This is a genomic window from Agrobacterium sp. GW821-FHT14E08, from assembly GCF_058803865.1.
On record NZ_JBXAPJ010000003.1, the window covers coordinates 222,096 to 242,595 of the forward strand.

The 20,500-nt window shown below is 59.6% G+C and carries 19 protein-coding genes and 1 other RNA gene; 11 read left to right on the top strand and 9 right to left on the bottom strand.

The window, feature by feature from the left end:
- A complete protein-coding gene (locus tag AC1ROR_RS13735; protein ID WP_498589729.1) occupies positions 1-1,032 on the top strand; it encodes a peptidoglycan -binding protein in 1,032 nt (343 codons plus the stop codon).
- An 88-nt stretch (positions 1,033-1,120) separates the two neighbouring features.
- Positions 1,121-2,767 carry an FAD-binding dehydrogenase gene (locus AC1ROR_RS13740; protein WP_498589730.1) on the top strand — a complete coding sequence of 549 codons (1,647 nt, stop codon included), beginning with the start codon at positions 1,121-1,123 and terminating at the stop codon, positions 2,765-2,767.
- Here the strand turns inward: AC1ROR_RS13740 and AC1ROR_RS13745 are convergent, their stop codons facing one another.
- Positions 2,768-4,567, bottom strand: coding sequence for an ABC transporter transmembrane domain-containing protein (locus AC1ROR_RS13745; protein ID WP_498589731.1), 1,800 nt, complete (start codon positions 4,565-4,567; stop codon positions 2,768-2,770). It lies immediately after the preceding gene.
- Between the two features lie 261 nt (positions 4,568-4,828).
- On the opposite strand from AC1ROR_RS13745, the gene rpmE reads away from it, so the two are divergent.
- Positions 4,829-5,050: a 50S ribosomal protein L31 gene (gene rpmE, locus AC1ROR_RS13750; RefSeq protein WP_003497640.1), complete on the top strand. Its 222-nt coding sequence runs from the start codon at positions 4,829-4,831 to the stop codon at positions 5,048-5,050.
- A gap of 153 nt (positions 5,051-5,203) precedes the next feature.
- Here rpmE and rcdA read toward each other — a convergent pair whose 3' ends face one another.
- The 3 genes from rcdA to AC1ROR_RS13765 form a co-directional block, all read right to left on the bottom strand.
- Positions 5,204-5,719, bottom strand: coding sequence for a protease adaptor protein RcdA (gene rcdA, locus AC1ROR_RS13755; RefSeq protein WP_498589732.1), 516 nt, complete (start codon positions 5,717-5,719; stop codon positions 5,204-5,206).
- 402 nt (positions 5,720-6,121) lie between these two features.
- Positions 6,122-6,313: a DUF1192 domain-containing protein gene (locus AC1ROR_RS13760; protein WP_498589733.1), complete on the bottom strand. Its 192-nt coding sequence runs from the start codon at positions 6,311-6,313 to the stop codon at positions 6,122-6,124.
- A complete protein-coding gene (locus AC1ROR_RS13765; protein ID WP_035222196.1) occupies positions 6,310-7,599 on the bottom strand; it encodes an MFS transporter in 1,290 nt (429 codons plus the stop codon). Before AC1ROR_RS13765 ends, AC1ROR_RS13760 begins: the two co-directional genes overlap by 4 nt.
- Positions 7,600-7,735: 136 nt before the next feature.
- Here AC1ROR_RS13765 and AC1ROR_RS13770 point away from each other — a divergent pair, with 136 nt between their 5' ends.
- Entirely contained in the window at positions 7,736-7,891 is a 156-nt protein-coding gene (locus AC1ROR_RS13770; protein WP_003520354.1) for a hypothetical protein, read from the top strand.
- A 57-nt stretch (positions 7,892-7,948) separates the two neighbouring features.
- On the opposite strand, the gene AC1ROR_RS13775 is transcribed toward AC1ROR_RS13770, so the two are convergent.
- The 3 genes from AC1ROR_RS13775 to AC1ROR_RS13785 form a co-directional block, all read right to left on the bottom strand.
- Positions 7,949-8,974 carry a class I fructose-bisphosphate aldolase gene (locus AC1ROR_RS13775; RefSeq protein WP_003523197.1) on the bottom strand — a complete coding sequence of 342 codons (1,026 nt, stop codon included), beginning with the start codon at positions 8,972-8,974 and terminating at the stop codon, positions 7,949-7,951.
- A gap of 191 nt (positions 8,975-9,165) precedes the next feature.
- The gene (locus AC1ROR_RS13780) at positions 9,166-10,368 is read right to left on the bottom strand and encodes a phosphoglycerate kinase (RefSeq protein WP_498589734.1); all 1,203 of its coding nucleotides are present in this window, start codon (positions 10,366-10,368) and stop codon (positions 9,166-9,168) included.
- A gap of 67 nt (positions 10,369-10,435) precedes the next feature.
- On the bottom strand, positions 10,436-12,301 hold the full coding sequence (locus AC1ROR_RS13785; RefSeq protein ID WP_498589735.1) for a potassium/proton antiporter: 1,866 nt from the start codon (positions 12,299-12,301) through the stop codon (positions 10,436-10,438).
- A 397-nt stretch (positions 12,302-12,698) separates the two neighbouring features.
- Here AC1ROR_RS13785 and AC1ROR_RS13790 point away from each other — a divergent pair, with 397 nt between their 5' ends.
- A complete protein-coding gene (locus AC1ROR_RS13790) occupies positions 12,699-12,968 on the top strand; it encodes a hypothetical protein (RefSeq protein ID WP_035222201.1) in 270 nt (89 codons plus the stop codon).
- Between the two features lie 192 nt (positions 12,969-13,160).
- On the opposite strand, the gene gap is transcribed toward AC1ROR_RS13790, so the two are convergent.
- The gene (gap, locus tag AC1ROR_RS13795; RefSeq protein ID WP_498589736.1) at positions 13,161-14,171 is read right to left on the bottom strand and encodes a type I glyceraldehyde-3-phosphate dehydrogenase; all 1,011 of its coding nucleotides are present in this window, start codon (positions 14,169-14,171) and stop codon (positions 13,161-13,163) included.
- A 62-nt stretch (positions 14,172-14,233) separates the two neighbouring features.
- Complete coding sequence (gene tkt, locus AC1ROR_RS13800) at positions 14,234-16,216, bottom strand: transketolase (RefSeq protein WP_035222204.1); 1,983 nt, start codon at positions 16,214-16,216, stop codon at positions 14,234-14,236.
- Between the two features lie 324 nt (positions 16,217-16,540).
- On the opposite strand from tkt, the gene AC1ROR_RS13805 reads away from it, so the two are divergent.
- The 6 genes from AC1ROR_RS13805 to AC1ROR_RS13830 all read left to right on the top strand — a co-directional run bounded on the left by AC1ROR_RS13805 (position 16,541) and on the right by AC1ROR_RS13830 (position 20,442).
- Positions 16,541-16,813: a DUF4164 domain-containing protein gene (locus AC1ROR_RS13805; RefSeq protein ID WP_035222205.1), complete on the top strand. Its 273-nt coding sequence runs from the start codon at positions 16,541-16,543 to the stop codon at positions 16,811-16,813.
- A gap of 10 nt (positions 16,814-16,823) precedes the next feature.
- The gene (locus AC1ROR_RS13810) at positions 16,824-17,201 is read left to right on the top strand and encodes a cell division protein ZapA (protein ID WP_035222208.1); all 378 of its coding nucleotides are present in this window, start codon (positions 16,824-16,826) and stop codon (positions 17,199-17,201) included.
- Positions 17,202-17,280: 79 nt separating this feature from the next.
- Positions 17,281-17,439: non-coding RNA, 6S RNA (gene ssrS, locus AC1ROR_RS13815), on the top strand.
- A 228-nt stretch (positions 17,440-17,667) separates the two neighbouring features.
- Positions 17,668-18,930 carry a hemolysin family protein gene (locus AC1ROR_RS13820; RefSeq protein WP_035222210.1) on the top strand — a complete coding sequence of 421 codons (1,263 nt, stop codon included), beginning with the start codon at positions 17,668-17,670 and terminating at the stop codon, positions 18,928-18,930.
- Entirely contained in the window at positions 18,930-19,547 is a 618-nt protein-coding gene (locus AC1ROR_RS13825) for a 5-formyltetrahydrofolate cyclo-ligase (RefSeq protein ID WP_498589737.1), read from the top strand. The genes AC1ROR_RS13820 and AC1ROR_RS13825 overlap by 1 nt, the downstream gene beginning before the upstream one ends.
- Positions 19,548-19,617: 70 nt before the next feature.
- The gene (locus AC1ROR_RS13830) at positions 19,618-20,442 is read left to right on the top strand and encodes a TIGR00282 family metallophosphoesterase (protein WP_003497598.1); all 825 of its coding nucleotides are present in this window, start codon (positions 19,618-19,620) and stop codon (positions 20,440-20,442) included.
- The last annotated feature ends 58 nt before the right edge of the window (positions 20,443-20,500 follow it).

The window sequence follows — 20,500 nt, forward strand, 5'->3', positions numbered from 1 at the left end:
ATGGCGCTTGCGCGCAACCGCCGCCGCGACAGGGGTGTGGATTATTGGCCGGGTTTCGTCGATGCGCTCTCGACGCTGCTCATGGCCATCATGTTTCTGCTCACGGTTTTCGTGCTGGCGCAATTCGTGCTGTCGCGGGAAATCACCGGCAAGGACGAGGTTTTGACGCGCCTCAACAGCCAGATAGCGGAACTGACCGAACTTCTGGCCATGGAAAAGGGCAACAAACAGGATATCGAGGACGCACTGGCGAGCCTGCAATCCACACTTGCCGCGTCCGAAAACGAGCGCTCGCGCCTGCAGTCGCTTCTCGATGCGGGATCGGGCAACAGTGCAAGCGCCAATGCCCGGATCGGTAGCCTTACCGGCGAACTGGACGACCAGAAACAGGCAAATTCCCGTGCCTCTGCCCAGATCGAATTGCTCAACCAGCAGATTGCGGCACTCAGGGCGCAGATCGCTTCGGTGGAGGCTGCGCTTCAGGCTTCGGAAGCCAAGGATGCCTCGTCTCAGGTCAAGATCGCCGATCTCGGGCGTCGCCTCAATGTGGCGCTGGCGCAGAGGGTGCAGGAACTGAACCGTTATCGGTCTGATTTCTTTGGGCGTCTGCGCGAAATCCTCTCGGATCGCGAAAATATCCGTATCGTCGGTGACCGTTTCGTCTTCCAGTCCGAAGTGCTGTTTCCTTCCGGTGGCAACGAACTCAATCCGGAAGGGCAGGCGGAGATGGAGAAGCTGGCGACAGCTTTGATCGATCTTGCCAAGGAAATCCCGGCGGAGATCAACTGGGTCCTGCGCGTTGACGGCCATACGGACAATGTCCAGCTTTCCGGCTCCGGCCGTTACCGCGACAATTGGGAACTTTCCTCAGCCCGCGCCACCTCGGTGGTGAAATTCCTGATCTCCAAGGGCGTTCCGTCAAACCGTCTGGTTGCCGCCGGGTTTGGCGAATATCAACCGATTGCAGAAGGCGACACGCCGGAAGCGCGTCAGCAGAACCGCCGTATCGAACTGAAGCTCACCGAGCGCTAAGACAGGAGCCGCATCTTGGCGGTTGCCTTGTAACGCGAGTGAATTTACGTTCGCGTAAAAGTAATTCCGTCATATCTGGGAGGGGCTGATGGAACGATATGATGTGATTGTCGTCGGTGCGGGGCTTGCCGGGCTGGTCGCGGCAACCGAGGCTGTCGAGCGTGGTCTCAGCGTTTGCCTTGTGGATCAGGAAGGAGAGCAGAACCTTGGCGGGCAGGCTTTCTGGTCGCTTGGTGGGCTGTTCTTCATCGATAGTCCCGAGCAGCGCCTGATGCGGGTGCGCGACAGTCTTGATCTCGCGAGGCAGGATTGGTTTGGTTCGGCCGGTTTTGATCGTTCCGAGGATCATTGGCCGCAACGATGGGCCGAAGCCTATCTCAATTTCGCAGCCGGTGAGAAACGCGAATGGTTGCATCGGCTTGGCATGCGCTGGTTTCCGGTGGTTGGCTGGGCCGAGCGTGGCGGCGGCCTTGCCCACGGCCACGGCAATTCCGTGCCGCGTTTCCACGTCACATGGGGCACGGGTCCAGGTGTGCTGGCGCCTTTTGCTGAAAAGGCGAAAACCATGGCGGCAGGCGGCCGCCTTACCCTTCGGTTTCGTCATCGCGTCGATCGGCTGGATATCACCGACGGCCGGGTGACTGGCATTTCCGGCGCTGTTCTTGCAACGGATCCGGTGTTGCGCGGACAACAGAGCAGCCGGGACGTAGCGGGTGATTTCACCATTGCAGCCTCGGCCGTCATCGTCAGTTCCGGCGGCATCGGCGGCAATCAGGAGCTGGTGCGGCGTAACTGGCCGGTAGAGCGGCTCGGCAAGCCTCCCGCGAACATGGTCTGCGGCGTACCCGCTCATGTGGATGGTCGGATGATCGCAATTTCGGAAACGGCTGGTGGAACGGTCATCAATCGCGACCGGATGTGGCACTATACCGAGGGCGTGAGAAACCATGATCCGATCTGGCCGGGCCACGGTATCCGCATCCTGCCCGGCCCTTCATCCTTCTGGTGCGATGCGGATGGAAACCGGCTCACAGCGCCCGCCATGCCGGGCTTCGATACGCTCGGCACGCTTAAAATGCTGGGCGAGCGCGGCAGCGGCCATAGCTGGTTCATCTTGACCAAGGCGATCATCAAGAGAGAATTCGCTCTTTCAGGCTCGGAGCAAAATCCTGATCTGACGAATAAAGATGTGCGGCTGCTCCTCAAACGTCTGGGCAAAGAGCCCCCTGGGCCGGTAAGGGCTTTCATGGAGCGCGGGGAGGATTTTGCCGTCCGCGACACGCTGGAAGAACTTGTACCGGCGATGAATGCAATCAGCGGCGATGACCGGCTGGATATAGGCCATCTTCGCCATCAGATAGAGGCGCGCGACCGGGAGATCGAAAACGGTTTCTGCAAGGACGCGCAGGTGACGGCCATCCATGGTGCGCGTCGTTATCTCGGCGACAGGCTGATGCGTACTGCAAAACCACATCGGCTGCTCGATCCTGCGATGGGGCCCTTAATCGCCGTGCGCCTGCATGTGCTGACGCGCAAGACGCTGGGCGGCCTGCATACGGACCTTGAGGCGCGCGTGCTGGATGGTGCCGGTGCGCCGGTGCCGGGTCTTTATGCCGCCGGTGAGGTGGCGGGTTTCGGCGGTGGCGGCATGCACGGCTATAATGCGCTTGAGGGCACATTCCTTGGTGGTTGCCTGTTTTCAGGCCGTGTTGCAGGGCGCAAGGTGCTGGAGTGATTAAGCCTGGGCGCGCAATTCGTCCGGCCCCGTCTGGAATTGTAGCCGGGCTAGCTTTGCATAAAGGCCGTTCTGGCGAATGAGGCTCTGGTGCGTGCCTTCCTCGATGACGCGGCCCTCATCCATCACCAGAATGCGGTCGGCCTTCAGCACGGTGGCAAGACGGTGGGCAATGACGATGGTGGTGCGGGTCTTCATCAGCTCATCCAGAGCCTTCTGCACCAGCATTTCGCTTTCCGCATCGAGTGCCGAGGTCGCTTCGTCGAGAAGCAGAATCGGCGCATTGCGCAGGATCGCGCGGGCAATTGCAATGCGTTGGCGCTGGCCGCCGGAAAGCGTGACGCCGCGTTCACCCACCTGCGTATCATAACCATCGGTCAGTCGCGCGATGAAGCTGTCCGCCTGTGCGGCGCTCGCGGCCGCACGGACCTCCTCGCGTGTCGCATCCGGCCGCCCAAAGGCGATGTTGTCGTGGATGGAGGAGGCAAATATCGCCACGTCCTGCGGAACGATGGAAAGGCGCGCGCGCAGGTCCGCCAGGCTGACATGGCGGATATCCGTGCCATCAACGGTGATGCGGCCTTTTTGCGGATCGTAAAACCGCATCAGCAGGGAGAAGACCGTGCTCTTGCCCGCGCCGGATGGGCCGACAATGGCAACGGTTTCACCGGCGTTCACCTTGAAGGAGAGGCCGGAGATGATTGGCCGTCCCGTCGCGAGGGGGTAGATGAAATCGACATTCTCAAATGCCGCCTCGCCGCGCGGCGGCTGTATCAGGGCAATGGGCGCCGTCGGTTCGATGACGGGTGAGCGCTCGTCCAGCAGTTCGGAAAGCCGTTCGGCGGCACCGCCCGCCTGCGCCAGTTCACCCCAGACTTCCGAAAGCTGGCCAAGGCCGCTTGCAGCGATGACTGAATAAAGCACGAATTGGCCGAGCGTGCCGGCGGTCATGCCGCCGGACAGGACGCTCTGTGCGCCATACCAGAGAATGCCGACGACGCTGCCGAAGACCAGCGCAATGGCAACGGCGGTGAGGATGGAGCGTGCACCGATCGCCGCGCGCGCACCCTGATAGGCGGCCTCCACGGAAGCGCCATAACGCGCATTTGCGAGGGTCTCTGCATTAAAGGATTGCACAGTGCGACTCGCCGCAATCGTCTCGGAGGCATAGGCGGCGGAATTGGCCAATGTGTCCTGCGTGGTGCGCGAGCGGGCGCGGACGGAACGTCCGAAGGCGATCAGCGGAAATACGATGAAGGGAATGGCAAGCAGCGCAAGACCGGAAAGGCCGGGGCTGGTATAGATCATCATCGCCACTGCGCCACAACACATGATGATGTTGCGCAATGCTACAGAGGCGGATGACCCGAAGGCGGAACGGATCTGCACCGTGTCGGCGGTCAGCCGTGAGGTCAGTTCACCGGATCGATTGGTATCGAAAAACTGCTGCGACAGCGTGGTGAGATGGGCAAAGACGTCGCGGCGCAGGTCGGCAACAACCCTTTCGCCAATCGTCATGACGTAATAATAGCGCATGGCGCTGGCAAGCGCGAGGAGGACGGCAATCGCCAAGAGCATGGCGAAATAGCTGTTGATCATGCCGCCATCGGGCGTCTGGAAGCCGTGATCAATGATACGGCGGACGGCAAGCGGCAGGGCGAGTGTGGTGGCGGAAGACAGGACAAGTGCGAAAAGGGCGGCCGCCATCAGGCCGCGATAACGCCTGAGATAGGGGAAAAGGCCAAGAAGCGGCTTCAGGCTTCTCTGTTTCGCCGCTTTCTGCGCTTCAATATCTGCCACGTCCTTTATGCTCCTCGTTCCGCGCCGTTTTTCGGTCTTTTGGGGTCGAATTTCCGGCCTGCGGTAAAATTCCTGCCCCTGCGGCCATCTCCTTTCACAAGGGGATAGCAGGCTCTTGTTATCTGGGCGACCTTCATGTATAGGCTCCGCATCGAATTGGGAAGCCATAGCCCATCTGGTCTATGGCTTCATTTATTGAAATGGCTCAGTTGACGCAATTGCGGCAAATGGACCGCACGTCACTTAACCAGGAAGATTGTCATGAAGGCTGATATCCATCCCGATTATCACACGATCAAGGTGGTCATGACCGATGGCACCGAATACGAAACCCGCTCTACCTGGGGTTCGGAAGGCGCCGTCATGAACCTTGAAATCGACCCCAAGTCCCATCCGGCATGGACGGGCGGCAACCAGCAGCTTATGGACCGCGGTGGTCGCGTTTCCAAGTTCAACAAGCGTTTCGGCGGCCTCGGCCTCTGATCCTCTTGCGGACGGATCATTTAAAAAAGCCCGGTTTTTACCGGGCTTTTTTGTTGCCGTTTTGGCAATGGCGGATGTGGGCCTATACGTCAAAATAAAAAAAGCAGGCATTTCAGCCTGCTTTTCAAATTGTCCGGATAAGGTCGTCTTTTCTCAGTTGATGGAGAAAGCCGTGCGCAAAAGGTTGAGCTGCGCCTGCACGCTGTTTTCATTGTCCGGCACCTTGGTGGCTTCGGACGGACGATAGATTTCGCGGTCAAGAAGGGCAATGCGGTTCTGGAGGCGCAGAGAGCGTTCGATGAGGTCGCGGAAGGATTCCGGCAGATCGTTCCAGCCGGGCGCGTTGCGGTCGACATTGAAGCTGTCGAGACGCACCTTGTTCTTTTCGTTCAGAACCTGATCGCGCGTCATCTCACCATTATTAACGGCGCGCTGCAGCAGCAGCCAAGAGGCCATCTGCATCAGACGGGTGGTGAGGCGCATCGATTCCGCCGCATAAAGAACCGAGGCCATGCGCGGCAGAACCTTGGAAGCGACGCGACCGGCGCCGTCGAGATAGCTTGCCGTTTCCTCAACCAAGGTCATGCCTTCGGTATAGAGGGTCTTGAACTGGTTGGAAGCAGCCGCGCGCCCCGCAAAGCTTATGGTATTTAAAACCTGTTCCGACATTTCTTTAAATCCCTGCTCACGCACCACACTGTCAGGCAACGACGACCGGGATATTTTGTTCCGGCCTTTAGTGTTTTCAGGATGGTATCTTTACCTGAAATGCGCAAGGCAATTATTAAAGAAGGGTTAATACCCACAGTTTTACGGAATTTGCCGTCTGGCAAAAAAAGAGCCGCGAAAGCGGCTCTCAAGGTAAAACAGGGAGAAAAATCAGACCAATTCGCCGAATGGAGAAGATGCCTGAGGTCCAGAAGAACTGGACATGTATAGTAATCTCTCAGAAAGCTTAATTTTTGGTTAATGGTAAACGAAAGACTGCGCCAGGTTCTTCATTTGCGCACAACCCCGCCGGCCGCATCTTGCCGCCTGTGGGTTCTTTCAAGGCCCTGTCGAGATCGGTCGTCAGGACCGAAAGAGATTCTCCGCCGCCAGCCGGCCGGCGGACTTCCTTGTCCGCTCCTCTTCAAGCCGGGTGATTTCCGTTTGCAGGAGGTCGATGCGGCCAGTCAGTTCGTCTACCGAAAGAAGGCTGAGATCGCTGCCGATCTCGTGCGCCACCGGTTTTTGCGGACGGTCATCGTCAAAGAGGCTCATATGCCTGCTCCTTTTTCAACATAGTTACCATCGTCCCCGGGATATTGCGGCGCGCGCGGATCAAGTGCAATGCTTTCCGGCGTGACGAGTGGGGAGGGCGTCGTCGGCATCATGGTCGAGAAATTGTCTTTTTCGTCGGTCGAAAGGGCGGCGCGCTGACGGCTTCTGATGATGGCGTAAGCCGTGATCAGCACATGGGCGACAGCTGTTACCAGAAACAGCGCATAGGGACCGAAATAGGTCATGACCGCGCCGCCGAGTGTCGGGCCGATAATGGTGCCGATGCCGTAAAGCAGCAGCAACCCGCCCGAGACCTTCACGAAGTCTTCCGAGGCGGCATAGTCGTTGGCATGCGCTACGGCGATGGGATAGAGCGCGTTGGCGGCGGCGCCGTACACGGCGATCATGGCAATCAGCACATAGACATCATGGGGTTGCACCGCCGCAACGGCAAGGCCCGCGACCGCGCCGAGCCCGGCCAACCCGGCCAGGACATAACGGCGGTCTATCCGGTCCGACAGGCGGCCCGCCGGAAACTGCGCCAGCGCGCCGACGAAAATCGTGACGGAGACCATGATGGCGATCATGGTCGGGTCGAGACCGGCTCGTGCGCCAAAGACAGCGCCAAGCGTACCATAAGCACCGTTGGCAATGCCGATCATCAGAATGCCGACGAAGGAGACCGGTGAATTGCGGTAGAGCGCCGGTAAATCCAGACTGACCTTCTGCAGGGGCTGGGGGCTCGCCGCCTTGGAAAGCGTGGCCGGCAGAATGGCGATGCAGTAGATGATGCCGCAGATCATGAACAGCGAGGTATTGCTGATGTCGCCCATCGGCACGATCATCTGCCCGGCCACGACGCCAAGCAGCGTGATGGCGATATAGAGCGAAAAGATCATGCCGCGGCTCTCATTGGTCGCACGCTCGTTCAGCCAGCTTTCGATGATCATCGAGGTGCCGGCCGTGCAGAAGCCGGTCAGTGCGCGCAGGGCAATCCACCAGACATCATCGACAATGAGGCCGGTCATCAGCACCGTCAGGCAGATCAGCGCGACGAAGGAGCCAAAAGCCCTGACATGCCCCGCACGGCGCACGATGGCGGGCGCCACGAAGCAGCCGATGACGAAGCCGGCCGCCCAAGAGGTGCCGAGAAAGCCCAGTATTTCATTGGAGTAACCTTCCGCCGAACCGCGAACCGGCAGCACGAGGCCCTGAAGGCCGTTGCCGAGAAAAAGAAACAGAGTGCTGGATAAAAGAGCGAATACGGGTAGAAGATTTCTGCTCATGAAGACACTCTCATGCGTTCGGACGGACGGTCGGACAGGCCATAGGACGGGATTACCCGAATGAGTTGCACTCTTCTGGTGAACGGTAAAAATGTCCAGCCTGTGACGATGCAGAAATAAAGAAAAGGCTCAATAAATGACAAAGGCGATCGGCCTTTTTTTACTGCTGGCCATGGTGGTCCAGATCATCCGGCCGCTTGGCCTGCCGGGCCTCAAGAAAAGAGGCGATTGCTGGAAGATTGCGGTTGCCGCCTTTGTCATCTGGTCGGTGACGCTGCTTCTGCGTCCGTAACAAAAAAGCCGCCCCATGGGGCGGCTTTTGTTTGGCTGAAAACCTGCGGTGAGGGCCTCAGGCGGCCTTTTCGAGTTCCTGCTTCCAGTTGCCCTTGGCGGCGAGGCTGTTCATCGCAGCGCGGTGCGTGAAGGCACGCTGACCGGCAGCGACATTTTCCTGCTTGCCGCCCCATGTCTTGAGGGCCGTATCCTGAAGCGCGCGGCCGTAGGAATAGGTCAGCGACCAAGGCAGGTCGTAACCGGCATTCATGGCGGAGAGATGCGCGGTTGCTTCTTCGGAGGACTGGCCACCGGAAAGGAAGGCGATGCCAGGAACGGCGGAAGGCACGGTCGCCTTCAGAACCTTCACGGTCTTTTCCGCCACTTCCTCGACAGAAGCCTTGCGGGCCTTCTTGCCGTCGATGATCATGTTCGGCTTGAGGATCATGCCTTCAAGGTTCACGCGGGCGTCGAACAGGTCCGCAAAGACGGTCTGGAGAACCCACTGCGTGACTTCCGCACAGCGGTCGATGTCATGCGTGCCCGGCTCGCCGTCCATCAGCACTTCCGGCTCCACGATCGGCACGATATCCGCCTGCTGGCAGAGAGCGGCGTAACGGGCGAGCGACTGGGAGTTTGCCTTGATCGAACCCCAGCTCGGACGCTGCTCACCGATGGTGATGACGCCGCGCCACTTGGCAAAACGTGCGCCGGCCTCATGATACTTGCGCAGGCGCTCGTAAAGGCCGTCGAGGCCTTCGGTGATGAATTCATGTGGGTGGAAAGCCATCGGCTTGGCGCCGATATCCACCTTGATGCCCGGCAGGCTGCCGGCGGCCTTGATGATATCAACGAAAGGCGTGCCGTCGGCGGCCTTCTGAAACAGGGTCTCTTCGTAAAGGATGACGCCGGAGATGTATTTCTTCATGGCGTCGTCGGAACGGAAAAGCATCTCGCGATAATCGCGGCGGGCGGTCTCGGTGGACTCCAGATTGATGCTGTCGAAACGCTTTTTGATCGTTCCCGTGGATTCGTCGGCGGCGAGCAGGCCCTTGCCGTCGGCGACCATTTTGATTGCAATGTCTTCGAGACGTTCGGTCATTTGCTATTCTCCCAAGGCACAATAAATTTCCGATAACAGAAGTTCCAAGGCAGGGAAATGGCACGCTAACTCATTGAAACGATTGAAATGATTTCAATCGTTTGAAACTTTTCCTCCCGGTGCCGCTTACCAAAAAGCAAGGCCGGGCAAGCATGGCTTGTCCGGCCTCGTGTCAGGCAAGTAGGATGAGTTTACTTGGCGGCGGTCAGGATGGCAACGCCCGGCAATTCCTTGCCTTCCATCCATTCGAGGAAGGCGCCGCCGGCCGTCGAAACATAGGAGAAATCCTCGGAAACGCCGGCATGGTTGAGCGCGGCAACGGTGTCGCCGCCGCCAGCGACGGAGACGAGCTTGCCGGCCTTGGTGCATTCCGCCGCGTGTTTTGCGGCAGCCACGGTCGCCGCGTCGAAGGGCTCGATTTCGAAGGCGCCGAGTGGGCCGTTCCAGACCAGCGTTTCGGCGCGGGAAATCCAGGCCTTGATGCTTTCAACTGATTTTGGGCCGACATCGAGAACCATGGCGTCGGCAGGAATGGCGTTGATGTCGACGATTTCACTGGCGGCACCGGCCTTGAATTCGCGGGCGACGACGCCGTCTTCCGGCAGCACGATGGCGCAGCCGGATGTCGCTGCCTCGATCATGATCTGCTTCGCAGTCTCGGCGAGATCATGCTCACAGAGCGATTTGCCGACCTGTGCGCCGCGGGCGGCGAGGAAGGTGTTGGCCATGCCGCCGCCGATGACCAAGGCATCGACCTTTTTGACGAGGTTCATCAGCAGATCGATCTTGCTCGACACCTTGGCGCCGCCGACGATGGCGACGACAGGACGCACCGGCTGGCCGAGGCCCTTTTCCAGAGCCTCAAGCTCGGCCTGCATGGTGCGGCCGGCATAAGCGGGCAGGTGGCGTGCAAGGCCTTCGGTGGAAGCGTGGGCGCGGTGGGCGGCGGAGAAGGCGTCGTTCACGTAGATATCGCCATTGGCTGCCAGAGCTTCCACGAAGGCCGGATCGTTCTTTTCTTCGCCCTTGTGGAAACGGGTGTTTTCCAGAAGCAGGATATCGCCGTCGTTCAGTTTAGCGACTGCATCCGCCGCCGGTGCGCCGATGCAGTCGGCTGCGAAGGAAACGGCGTGATCGAGCACTTCCTCGACGGCAGGCACGATCTGGGAAAGCGACATGTCGGCTACAGGTTCGCCCTTCGGACGGCCGAAATGGGCAAGCAGAATGACTTTCGCGCCCTTGGATGAGAGCTCCAGAATGGTCGGCGCAACGCGTTCGATGCGGGTTGCGTCCGTCACCTTGCCATCTGCGACCGGTACGTTGAGATCAACGCGGACGAGAACGCGCTTTCCGGCAATGTCGTTGAGGTCGTCGAGGGTCTTGAAAGCGGGCATAGGTCGATCCTGATTTGTTGCGAGTTCGGCACGGACCATACTATGCCTGATTGACGACGCAAGCCGGTCAGGCCTCATTTTCTCTCACTGTATTCGGAGCGGCGGGGGCGCTTTCTTCAATGCTGGCGGAGCGTGGCTGGCGCTTCTCTGCCAGATGGTTGCGCACACGATTGAGGATTTCCGAAAAGCTGATGAAGATCGGCAGGCTGGTCGCCGGTTCCACCGGTTCGAGGGAGATGCCCACACCCGTTATCGCCTCGTGCTCGTCCAGTGTGCGAACGATCAGCACGATGGAGCCGAGGCGCACGCGGTCGGCGTAGTCGGCCTTTCCGGCAAGGCGCGCTTCGATGAGTTCCGCGACGCTCATCGCCTGTTCGGCGGGCGAAAGCAGGCCGGGGCCATAGGCTGCGTCCAGCTCCTTTGCCGGGCGGGCGGGCGAGATCGCGAAGGTGCCGAAGAAATCGGCGTCGTCATCGGCAACCGGCAGGGCGCTGGCGAACAACCGGTCGATCAGGCGGGAATAGCCGGGGGCGATGAAGAGGTAGACGAGATCGTTTTCCCGCAGCCGCCCGGCATATTGGTAGCGGATCGACTTGCCGTCGCGCACCACCAGCGAAGGCATGGCCCAGCGCGGAATGCGCTCACCCTGCATGATGGCGCTACCCTTGGCGACCCGGTAGGAGATCAGCTCATGGTTGGCGGTGCCGGGAAGGTCCACCTCCAGCTTGTCCACTTCGCCCATGCGCGGCGGTACGATCAGTCCGAGTTTCGTCGCTACCGGCTTGATGGTCCAGCCCTGCACCAGCAGTGACACCAGCACGATGATGAAGGCGGCGTTGAAATAGACCTGCGCATCGTCAAGCCCGCCGAGAATGGGCATGATGGCGAGCAGGATGGAGACGGCCCCGCGCAGGCCTACCCAGGCGACGAAGGAGGTTTCCTGCTGGGTATAGTTGAAGGGCATGAGGCTGAGCCAGACCGCGAGCGGGCGCGCGACGAAGATCAGGAACAGTGCCAGCAGCACGGCGGGAATGGCGATCGCCGGAAACTGCGACGGGGTGGCGAGCAGGCCGAGCATCAGGAACATGATGATCTGGGCAAGCCAGGTCAGCCCCTCATGGAAACGGCGAATGGTTTCCTTGGCGAAAATCCGGCGGTTGCCAGCAACGATGCCTGCCACATAGACCGCCAGAAAACCGCTGCCGCCAATTGTGCCGGTGAAGGAGAAGACCAGCAGCGCCAGCGCCAGCACGAAGATCGGCGCAAGCCCGCGGTCGGCGGCAAACCGGTTGACGACGGTGGCGATCATGACGCCGCCGAGCAGGCCGAAAATCACGCCAAGCCCCATCTGCTCAATGAAAAGCAGCAGAAAGCCGCTGTCGATGCCGGCCAGCCCCTGGCCCTTGGCGATGATTTCGACCAGGGCGATGGTGAGGAAGATCGCCATCGGATCGTTGGTACCGGATTCGACTTCCAGCGTCGAACGCACCTGATCGCGGATATGGATGCCGCCGATGCGCAGCAGGAAGAACACAGCCGCCGCATCCGTGGAGGCGACGATGGCGCCGAGCAGCAGGCCTTCCAGCCAGGAAAGCCCGAGCAGCAGGGCCGCCGCGCCGGCAAAGAAGACGGATGTTAGGATGACGCCGACTGTAGCGAGAGCGACGGCGGGTGCTGCGGAAAGCCTGAAGGACTGGATGGACGTGCCGAACCCGGAATCGAAGAGGATAACGGCAAGCACCAGCGAGCCAAGCATATAGGCCAGCGGATTGTTGGTGAATTCGATGCCGAGGCCATCCACACCAGCCCCAAGGCCGATCATCAGGAAAAGAAGAAGGAGGGGCGCGCCGAACCGGAAGGCGATAAGGCTCGAAAAGGCGGCGACGAGAACCAGAACAGTTGCCACAAGCAACAGAAGATAAAATGATTCCACGTCCACCGCCTCATTCAAACCGCGTTGATGGACCGCAACCCGTGGCGCAATGAATGCTCTGCGCGTGCAGTCAATGCGCCACGGGTTGCGGTCTGTCAGCGCGGTTTCTGCTGGCGTTGAAAGGTGACGCAAGGCGGGGTGTATCGAATGATACGGCAGGGCCGAAGTGCATTGCGCACGACCGTTATCCCTGTTCTTCTTGTCCGTTTCAAAATGGACCAGACAAAGGCAGGAAATGGGATTTTTTTCGGCGTATGGCCAAAAATCCAAGGCGCGCAGCGCGAAATATGCCCCGCCGAAACAATTCAGGCGCGGGGGTTTCGACGTAACATAGAGACAATGCAGCGGCGTTATTTCTCTCGTCCGAATTGCTTTTCAACATTACCGGAGCGGTCGGATGAAGCGGATAAATATTACTGGATTTATTATGGTGCTGGTGGCGGGCTCGATAGTTTCGGGTTGCTCAAGCACGGAACAGACGGCCGAAAACATGGCTGCTCAACGCGAGCGTTGTCGCGTCTTTGGCTACCCTGAAGGTTCTCGGGATTTTGCCGACTGCATGATGAAGCTTTCCATGCAGCAAAGTGATTTGCGGCAACAGACGTTCGATACGATCTGGAGCAGTGCCGGGAATTCCGGCCCGGTCATTATCAACAACAGAAAATGACGGATGCGCGTGCCCCGCGCTGGTTGAGGGATGGCTTGCATCGTCTCTCCGCCGGTGATTGTTTTCGATCCGAAGCGCCCTGCCTTGCTTCTGGATCGATGCCGGCGGGATCCCTCATTCCCGCCGGCATTTTTCAGGCAAACAAAAACCGGCAGGATCGCTCCTGCCGGTTTTTACGAAAGTGATATTTGCTTAGATGGTCTTCGCGAAGGCGACGGCCGTATCCGACATGCGGTTGGAGAAGCCCCACTCATTGTCGTACCAGGACAGAACGCGCACGAACTTGCCTTCCATGACCTTGGTCTGGTCGATCGCGAAGATCGAGGAATGGCTGTCATGGTTGAAGTCGCGGGAAACCAGCGGCTCTTCGGTATAGCCGAGAATGCCCTTCAGCTTGCCGTTGGAAGCGGACTTGATCGCTTCGTTGACTTCCTCAACCGTCGTGTCGCGCTTGGCGATGAACTTGAAGTCGACGACCGAAACGTTCGGGGTCGGAACGCGGATCGACGTGCCGTCGAGCTTGCCCTTGAGGTGCGGCAGAACGAGGCCAACGGCCTTGGCGGCGCCCGTCGAGGTCGGGATCATGGACAGGGCTGCGGCGCGGGCGCGGTACAGATCCTTGTGCATGGTGTCCAGCGTCGGCTGGTCGCCCGTGTAGGAGTGGATCGTGGTCATGAAGCCATGGTCGATGCCAACGACGTCATCGAGAACCTTCACGACCGGCACGAGGCAGTTGGTGGTGCAGGATGCGTTGGAAATGACCAAATGGTCCTTCGTCAGCTGGTCGTCATTGACGCCGAAGACGACCGTGAGGTCAGCGCCGTCAGCCGGAGCAGACACGATGACGCGCTTTGCGCCGGCGGTCAGGTGTGCAACAGCCTTGTCGCGGGCGGTGAAGATGCCCGTGCATTCGAGCGCGATATCGACGCCGAGTTCCTTGTGCGGCAGCGTTGCGGGATCGCGAACAGCCGTCACCTTGATCGGCTTGCCGCCGCCAACGATGATCGTGTCGCCTTCGACCTTCACCTCGGCCGGGAACTTGCCGTGGATCGAATCGTAGCGCAGCAGGTGGGCGTTGGTTTCAACCGGGCCGAGGTCGTTGATGGCAACGACTTCGATATCGGTGCGGCCGGATTCGACGATGGCGCGCAGAACATTGCGGCCGATGCGGCCGAAGCCGTTAATGGCAACTTTTACAGTCATTTACAGTCTCCCGATCAAGATATGGGCTTGGTCTTTGCTTGAATGGTGAGGGCTTGGGGCCCTCACGCGAGTTTTGCCTCGACTGCGGCGACAACGGCTTCCGCCGTGATGCCGAAGTGCTTGAAGAGATCCTTCGCCGGTGCAGACGCACCGAAGGAATGCATGCCGACGAATGCGCCGTCGGAGCCGATGAAGTAATCCCAGCCCTGGCGGATGGCGGCTTCCACCGCGATCTTGACCGGCGCCTTGCCGATGATGGCGTTGCGATAGGTTTCCGGCTGTTCCTTGAAGAGTTCGAAGCAGGGAACGGAGACGACGCGGGCGGAAACGCCGTTGTCCTTCAGCGTTGCGGCTGCCTTGAGTGCCACTTCGACTTCCGAACCGGATGCGAAGATCGAAACCTTGGCGTCACTGGCGGAGACGAGTTCGTAAGCGCCGTAAGCGGAAAGGTTCTTCTCTTCATATTCCTTGCGCGAGGGCGCAAGGTTCTGGCGGGTAAGGGCCAGAGCAGACGGACGATGCTTCTGCTCGAGAGCCAGCTGCCAGCATTCCGCCGTCTCGGTTTCATCCGCCGGGCGGAAGACGAGAAGGTTCGGAATGGCGCGCAGCGCGGCGATCTGCTCCACCGGCTGGTGGGTCGGGCCGTCTTCACCAACGCCGATGGAATCATGCGTCAGAACGTGGACGACGCGGATACCCATGAGCGCAGCAAGGCGGATCGACGGACGGCAATAGTCCGAGAAGATCAGGAAGCCGCCAGCATAGGGGATGAGACCGCCATGGAGCGCGATGCCGTTCATCGCCGCCGCCATGCCGTGTTCACGGATGCCGTAATGCAGGTAACGGCCGGAGAAATCCGTCGGCGTGATGGACTTCATCTGGCTGGTCTTGGTGTTGTTGGACGGCGTCAGGTCAGCCGAACCGCCAATCATTTCCGGCAGGACGCCGTTGATGACTTCAAGCGAGTCTTCCGAAGCCTTGCGGGTGGCGACGGTCGGATTGTTCTCGATGATCTTCTTCTTGAAGGCATCGATGGAGCTGTCGAAATTGCCGGGCAGGTCGCCAGCGAAACGGCGCTTGAATTCGGCCTTCTTGCCGGCTTCAGCAGCTTCGAGGCGGGCTTCCCAGTCCTGACGGGTCTTGGTGGAGCGCAGGCCGGCGAGACGCCATGCATCCAGCACGTCTTCCGGAATGACGAAAGCTTCGGCTTCCCAGTTGAGGCTCTTGCGCGCAGCGGCGATTTCTTCGGCGCCGAGCGGGTTGCCGTGAACCTTGTGGGTGCCCTGCTTGTTGGGCGCGCCGAAACCGATCACGGTCTTGCAGGCGATGAAGGTCGGGCGGTCGGATTTCTGCGCGGCTTCGATGGCGGCGGCAATCGCGTCCGGGTCATGGCCATCGACGCGGATGGTGTTCCAGTGAACGGCGTTGAAGCGGGCGATCTGGTCGGTGCTGTCGGAAAGACCCACCTCACCGTCGATGGTGATATTGTTGTCATCCCAGAACAGAACGAGCTTGTTGAGCTTCAGGTGGCCGGCAAGCGCGATGGCTTCGTGGCTGATGCCTTCCATGAGGCAGCCGTCACCGCACAGCACATAGGTGAAGTGGCTCTGCAGGTCGGAGCCGAATTCCTCTTCCAGCTTGCGTTCGGCGATTGCCATGCCGACGGCGTTGGCGATGCCCTGGCCGAGCGGACCGGTGGTCGTCTCGATGCCCGTGGCGTGGCCATATTCCGGGTGGCCGGCGGTCTTGGACCCGAATTGACGGAAGCGCTTGATCTCGTCGATCGTCATATCCTCGTAGCCCGTCAAATAGAGCAGCGAGTAAAGAAGCATCGAACCATGACCTGCCGACAGCACGAAGCGGTCGCGATCCGCCCACAGCGGAGCCTTGGGATCGAATTTCAGGTAACGGGTGAAGAGAACGGTGGCGACATCAGCGGCGCCCATCGGCAGACCGGGATGGCCGGAATTGGCCTTCTCCACTGCATCCATGGCAAGAAAGCGGATCGCATTTGCCATCCGGTTGTGTTTGTCGCGAGAAATCATGGCTTTTCCGTCTGTTTCCGGGTGAAAGGAGATAGTTTTACGCAACTATCCAAAAAGCGGGTTGATCCATAGCAGGTGAGGCAGGCAAGTCAATAAATCCACGGGCGTTTGCGGTTCTGTCGAAGATAAAAATCGTTTAGAAAATCGGGTGTCCGGACAAAATCTGCGCGATATGTGCCGAGGCTTCCTCGTTCATCCACAGAGCAAAACGCCTCAATGCACTGGTTTGATTGACTGGATGATAAATCGGGTAATAACCTCGTGATTGTTGAAAAGGCCTGAAACCGGACGATTCGGCCGGTTGCTTGCAAGTTGGAAAAAACGATGTCGGCTGAGAAGACCGTACAATCTGCGCTGACGGAGCTGAGTGCTGCCATCACAAATCTCGAAAATGCCATCGATATGCGTATCGAACGGCAAAGGGAGACGGGCGAGATCGATAACGAGGTCAAGCGGGTCCATGTCGACCGCGCCAGGCTCGCGCATGAGCTTGATCAGGCCGAATTTCGCGCCAACCGTCTTGAGGAAGTCAACCGCGAGGTTTCCCGCCGTCTGGTGACGGCGATGGAGACGATCCGCGCGGTGCTGGATCGATAGGAGCGGTTTCATGGCGCAAGTTACTGTTATGATCGACGGCAAGGCCTATCGCATGGCGTGCGAAGCGGGACAGGAAGACCACCTGACCGATCTTGCCACCCGCTTTGACCGTTACGTCGGACATCTCAAGAGCCAGTTCGGCGAAATCGGCGATCTCAGGCTCACCGTCATGGCGGGCATCATGGTGATGGACGAGCTTTCCGAGATCAATCGCAAGCTCGAGAAACTGGAGGGCGAAGTCACCTCCCTTTCCCGCAACCGCGACGGCATGGCCGAGCACAGGGCGAAATCGGACGAGATGGTGGCGCTCGCCATCGGCGATCTGGCCGACCGCCTGAACGGCATTACGGAAAAATTGCTGGCGCGGCCGAAGCCTGCGGCGCATTGATCGCCAGAGAAGCTTTGCGCCGGCAAAATTTCGCTGCCGGCCCTCTGGTGGTTTTGTTCGATACGTCTTATATCTGTAGCGCGTTCTGCGCTTCCCGACAGGAACCACAATCCCTGGGGCCATACTCGATCCAAAGGGAGCTGTCCCTGGCCAGTCCCGTGGGGCTGGACACACGGTGCCCACCTACTTTTGTAGGCACCCAGGATCGTAAATCTCCATCGGTCGCCGTGGATCGCGCTTGAAGTTCCGGGTTAACCCCGGCTCTTCCCTGACCCTGATATAGTCGACAGTTATTTTCATTGCTGCCGGGCTCGGCTTTTTTATCCCGCCATCATTGCATTGGCGGAACAATTCCCTATTATCCGGATTGGTATGTCTGTCATGCCCTTTTACAGAAAGGGCGCTGCGGCCAAAACCGCGACGTGCCGTTCAACAGCCCAAAGAGCTAAACTTGTTTACTGAAATTATGATCGTGGTTCTGCTCACCGTATTGAACGGTGTGCTTGCCATGTCCGAGCTTGCCGTTGTCTCCTCCAGACCGGCGAGGCTCAAGGTGCTTGCCTCCCAGGGCAGCAAGGGCGCCACGATGGCGCTCAGCCTTTCCGAAAATCCCGGACGCTTCCTTTCCACGGTGCAGATCGGCATCACGCTGGTCGGCGTCCTTTCCGGTGCTTTTTCCGGCGCCACGCTCGGCGCCCGTTTCACTGCCTGGCTTCTGGAACAGGGCATTCCCGACCGCGCCGCCGATGCGCTTGGCGTCGGTTCGGTGGTTGTCGCCATCACCTATCTGTCGCTGATCGTCGGCGAGCTTGTGCCCAAGCAGATCGCGTTGCGCGATCCGGAAAAGGTGGCCGCCCGCGTCGCGCCCACCATGATGCTGCTTTCGAGGGTCGGTGCGCCTCTGGTGTGGCTGCTCGACAAATCCGGCAAGACGGTTCTCGCCCTTCTCGGCCATAGCGGCGAGTCCAATGCATCGGTAACCGACGATGAAATTCGCACGGTTCTGGCAGAGGCCCACAGCGCCGGCGTGATCGAGACCGAGGAATCGGCGATGATCACCAGCGTCATGCGCCTTGCCGACCGTAACGCGCGCGGCCTGATGACGCCGCGCCGCGATGTGGAAGTGGTCGATATCGAAGACAGCGCGGAAGAAATCCGCGTGCAGCTTCGCGAGACGCAGCGGTCGCGTCTGCCCGTGCGCAACGGCGCCTCGGATGAGATTCTGGGCGTGCTTTTCGCCAAGGACGCTTTCGATGCGCTGGCATCCGGAAAAGAACTGAATGTCCGCGAACTTCTGCGCGAAGTTCCTGTGGTCTCGGATCTGACGAGCGCCGTGGATGTCATCCAGTCGCTGCGCCGTTCCACGGTGCATATGGTGCTGGTCTATGACGAATACGGTCATTTCGAAGGTATCGTCAGTTCCGGCGACGTTCTGGAGGCCATCACCGGTGCCTTCCAGGAGGATAATGATGAAGAGCCTGCCATGGTCGAGCGCGAGGACGGTTCGTTCCTCGTTGCCGGCTGGATGCCGGCCGATGAGTTTGCCTATCGCATGGGCTTTCAGATTGACGAGGATGCGGAGTTCGAAACCGTTGCCGGTCTGGTTCTGGACGAGTTCCGTCGCCTGCCGGAACTGGGCGAACATGTCACCCGCAACGGCTGGCGTTTCGAGGTTATCGATCTCGACGGACACCGTATCGACAAGGTGCTTGTGAGCCGGGCCGCCTGATGTCCGGCGACATTGCCGAAAAAGCGAGACTGCGCGGCGAAAGGCTTGCCGCGCGCGACGCCCTGACACAGGCCGAGCGGCAGCAGAAGAGCCAGTCTATAACGGCTCACGGTGCCTCTGGCATTCCCTTTGCGCCGGGCACAGTGATTTCCGGCTTCATGCCGATCCGCTCCGAGGTCGATACCCGATCGCTTATGGAAGCGTTGCGGACAAGGGGCGGGCGTCTCGTTCTCCCCGTTGTGCTGGACCGAGAAACCATCGTCTTTCGTGCCTTCGAGGCGGACACGCCACTGGTGAAGACCGGCTTCGGCACGACCGGCCCGGGGGAGGACGTGCAGGTTCTCGATCCGGATATTCTGCTCGTGCCGCTGTCTGTTTTTGACGGGCAGGGCCAGCGGATCGGTTATGGCGCGGGACACTATGACCGAGCCATTGCGAGATTGCATGGCAAGGGTTGGTTTCCCATTCTCATCGGCGTCGCCTTTGACTGTCAGGAAGTGCCGTCGGTGCCGGCAGAGCCCCACGATGTGCCGCTTCATGCTGTTCTGACGGAGAGCGGTCTGCGCTGGTTTTCCGGCAAGCCGTTGATGCCAGATAATGGGCAAACGGCGCTTTAGCACTTTTTAAAAGACGGATTACCCGCTAGAGGGACGAAATCCAAAGAACATACGCAAAACGGGGCGGTGAATGAGACTTCTTTTTCTCGGAGACATGGTTGGCAAGACCGGACGCACGGCGGTCTGGGACAGGCTGCCGGGGCTGATTTCCGATCTGAAGCTTGATTTCGTCATCGTCAACGGTGAAAACGCCGCCGGCGGTTTCGGCATCACCGAGGATATCTATCTCGAAACCATCAATGCCGGCGCCGATGTGGTGACGACAGGCAACCATGTCTGGGATCAGAAAGAGGCTGTCTCCTTCTGCGAGCGCCACGATCAGTTCCTGCGGCCCGCCAATTATCCCGATGGCACGCCGGGCAAGGGTTCCGGCATCTTTTATGCACGCAACGGCGCGCGTGTGCTCGTCGCCAATATTATGGGCCGCGTGTTCATGCATCCGGAACTGGACGATCCCTTCAAGTCGGCGGAAAATATTCTCGCTGCCTGCCCGCTGAAAGAGCAGGCCGACGCCATCATTTTCGACTTCCATGCCGAGGCGACCAGCGAAAAACAGTGTTTCGGCCATTTCGTCGATGGGCGTGCAAGCTTCGTTGTCGGCACTCATACCCATGTTCCGACCGCCGACGCGCAGATATTGAACGGCGGAACCGCCTATATGTCGGATGCCGGCATGTGCGGCGATTATGACAGCTCGCTCGGCATGGAGAAGGAAGAGCCGATCAACCGCTTCATTTCCAAGATGCCGAAGGGCCGCTTCGAGGCGGCCAGTGGGCCTGCGACGATCTGCGGCGTGGGCGTCGAGATATCGGACCGCACCGGCCTTGCGGAAAAGATCGCACCGCTGCGCATCGGCCCGAGGCTTGCCGAAACCCTCCCGTCCTTCTGGGCTTAACAGTCGGCCCCCTTGAGACGTTCACAATGACGAGATTGTGAGCGTCCCGCCGTTCTTG

Bases quoted from the DNA above. Each gene is read 5' to 3' on its own strand.
- AC1ROR_RS13735 (WP_498589729.1), top strand. From the start codon at position 1: ATGGCGCTTGCGCGCAACCGCCGCCGCGACAGGGGTGTGGATTATTGG.
- AC1ROR_RS13740 (WP_498589730.1), top strand. From the start codon at position 1,121: ATGGAACGATATGATGTGATTGTCGTCGGTGCGGGGCTTGCCGGGCTG.
- rpmE (WP_003497640.1), top strand. From the start codon at position 4,829: ATGAAGGCTGATATCCATCCCGATTATCACACGATCAAGGTGGTCATG.
- rcdA (WP_498589732.1), bottom strand. From the start codon at position 5,719: ATGTCGGAACAGGTTTTAAATACCATAAGCTTTGCGGGGCGCGCGGCT.
- AC1ROR_RS13760 (WP_498589733.1), bottom strand. From the start codon at position 6,313: ATGAGCCTCTTTGACGATGACCGTCCGCAAAAACCGGTGGCGCACGAG.
- AC1ROR_RS13765 (WP_035222196.1), bottom strand. From the start codon at position 7,599: ATGAGCAGAAATCTTCTACCCGTATTCGCTCTTTTATCCAGCACTCTG.
- AC1ROR_RS13770 (WP_003520354.1), top strand. From the start codon at position 7,736: ATGACAAAGGCGATCGGCCTTTTTTTACTGCTGGCCATGGTGGTCCAG.
- AC1ROR_RS13775 (WP_003523197.1), bottom strand. From the start codon at position 8,974: ATGACCGAACGTCTCGAAGACATTGCAATCAAAATGGTCGCCGACGGC.
- AC1ROR_RS13780 (WP_498589734.1), bottom strand. From the start codon at position 10,368: ATGCCCGCTTTCAAGACCCTCGACGACCTCAACGACATTGCCGGAAAG.
- AC1ROR_RS13790 (WP_035222201.1), top strand. From the start codon at position 12,699: ATGAAGCGGATAAATATTACTGGATTTATTATGGTGCTGGTGGCGGGC.
- gap (WP_498589736.1), bottom strand. From the start codon at position 14,171: ATGACTGTAAAAGTTGCCATTAACGGCTTCGGCCGCATCGGCCGCAAT.
- tkt (WP_035222204.1), bottom strand. From the start codon at position 16,216: ATGATTTCTCGCGACAAACACAACCGGATGGCAAATGCGATCCGCTTT.
- AC1ROR_RS13805 (WP_035222205.1), top strand. From the start codon at position 16,541: ATGTCGGCTGAGAAGACCGTACAATCTGCGCTGACGGAGCTGAGTGCT.
- AC1ROR_RS13810 (WP_035222208.1), top strand. From the start codon at position 16,824: ATGGCGCAAGTTACTGTTATGATCGACGGCAAGGCCTATCGCATGGCG.
- AC1ROR_RS13820 (WP_035222210.1), top strand. From the start codon at position 17,668: ATGATCGTGGTTCTGCTCACCGTATTGAACGGTGTGCTTGCCATGTCC.
- AC1ROR_RS13825 (WP_498589737.1), top strand. From the start codon at position 18,930: ATGTCCGGCGACATTGCCGAAAAAGCGAGACTGCGCGGCGAAAGGCTT.
- AC1ROR_RS13830 (WP_003497598.1), top strand. From the start codon at position 19,618: ATGAGACTTCTTTTTCTCGGAGACATGGTTGGCAAGACCGGACGCACG.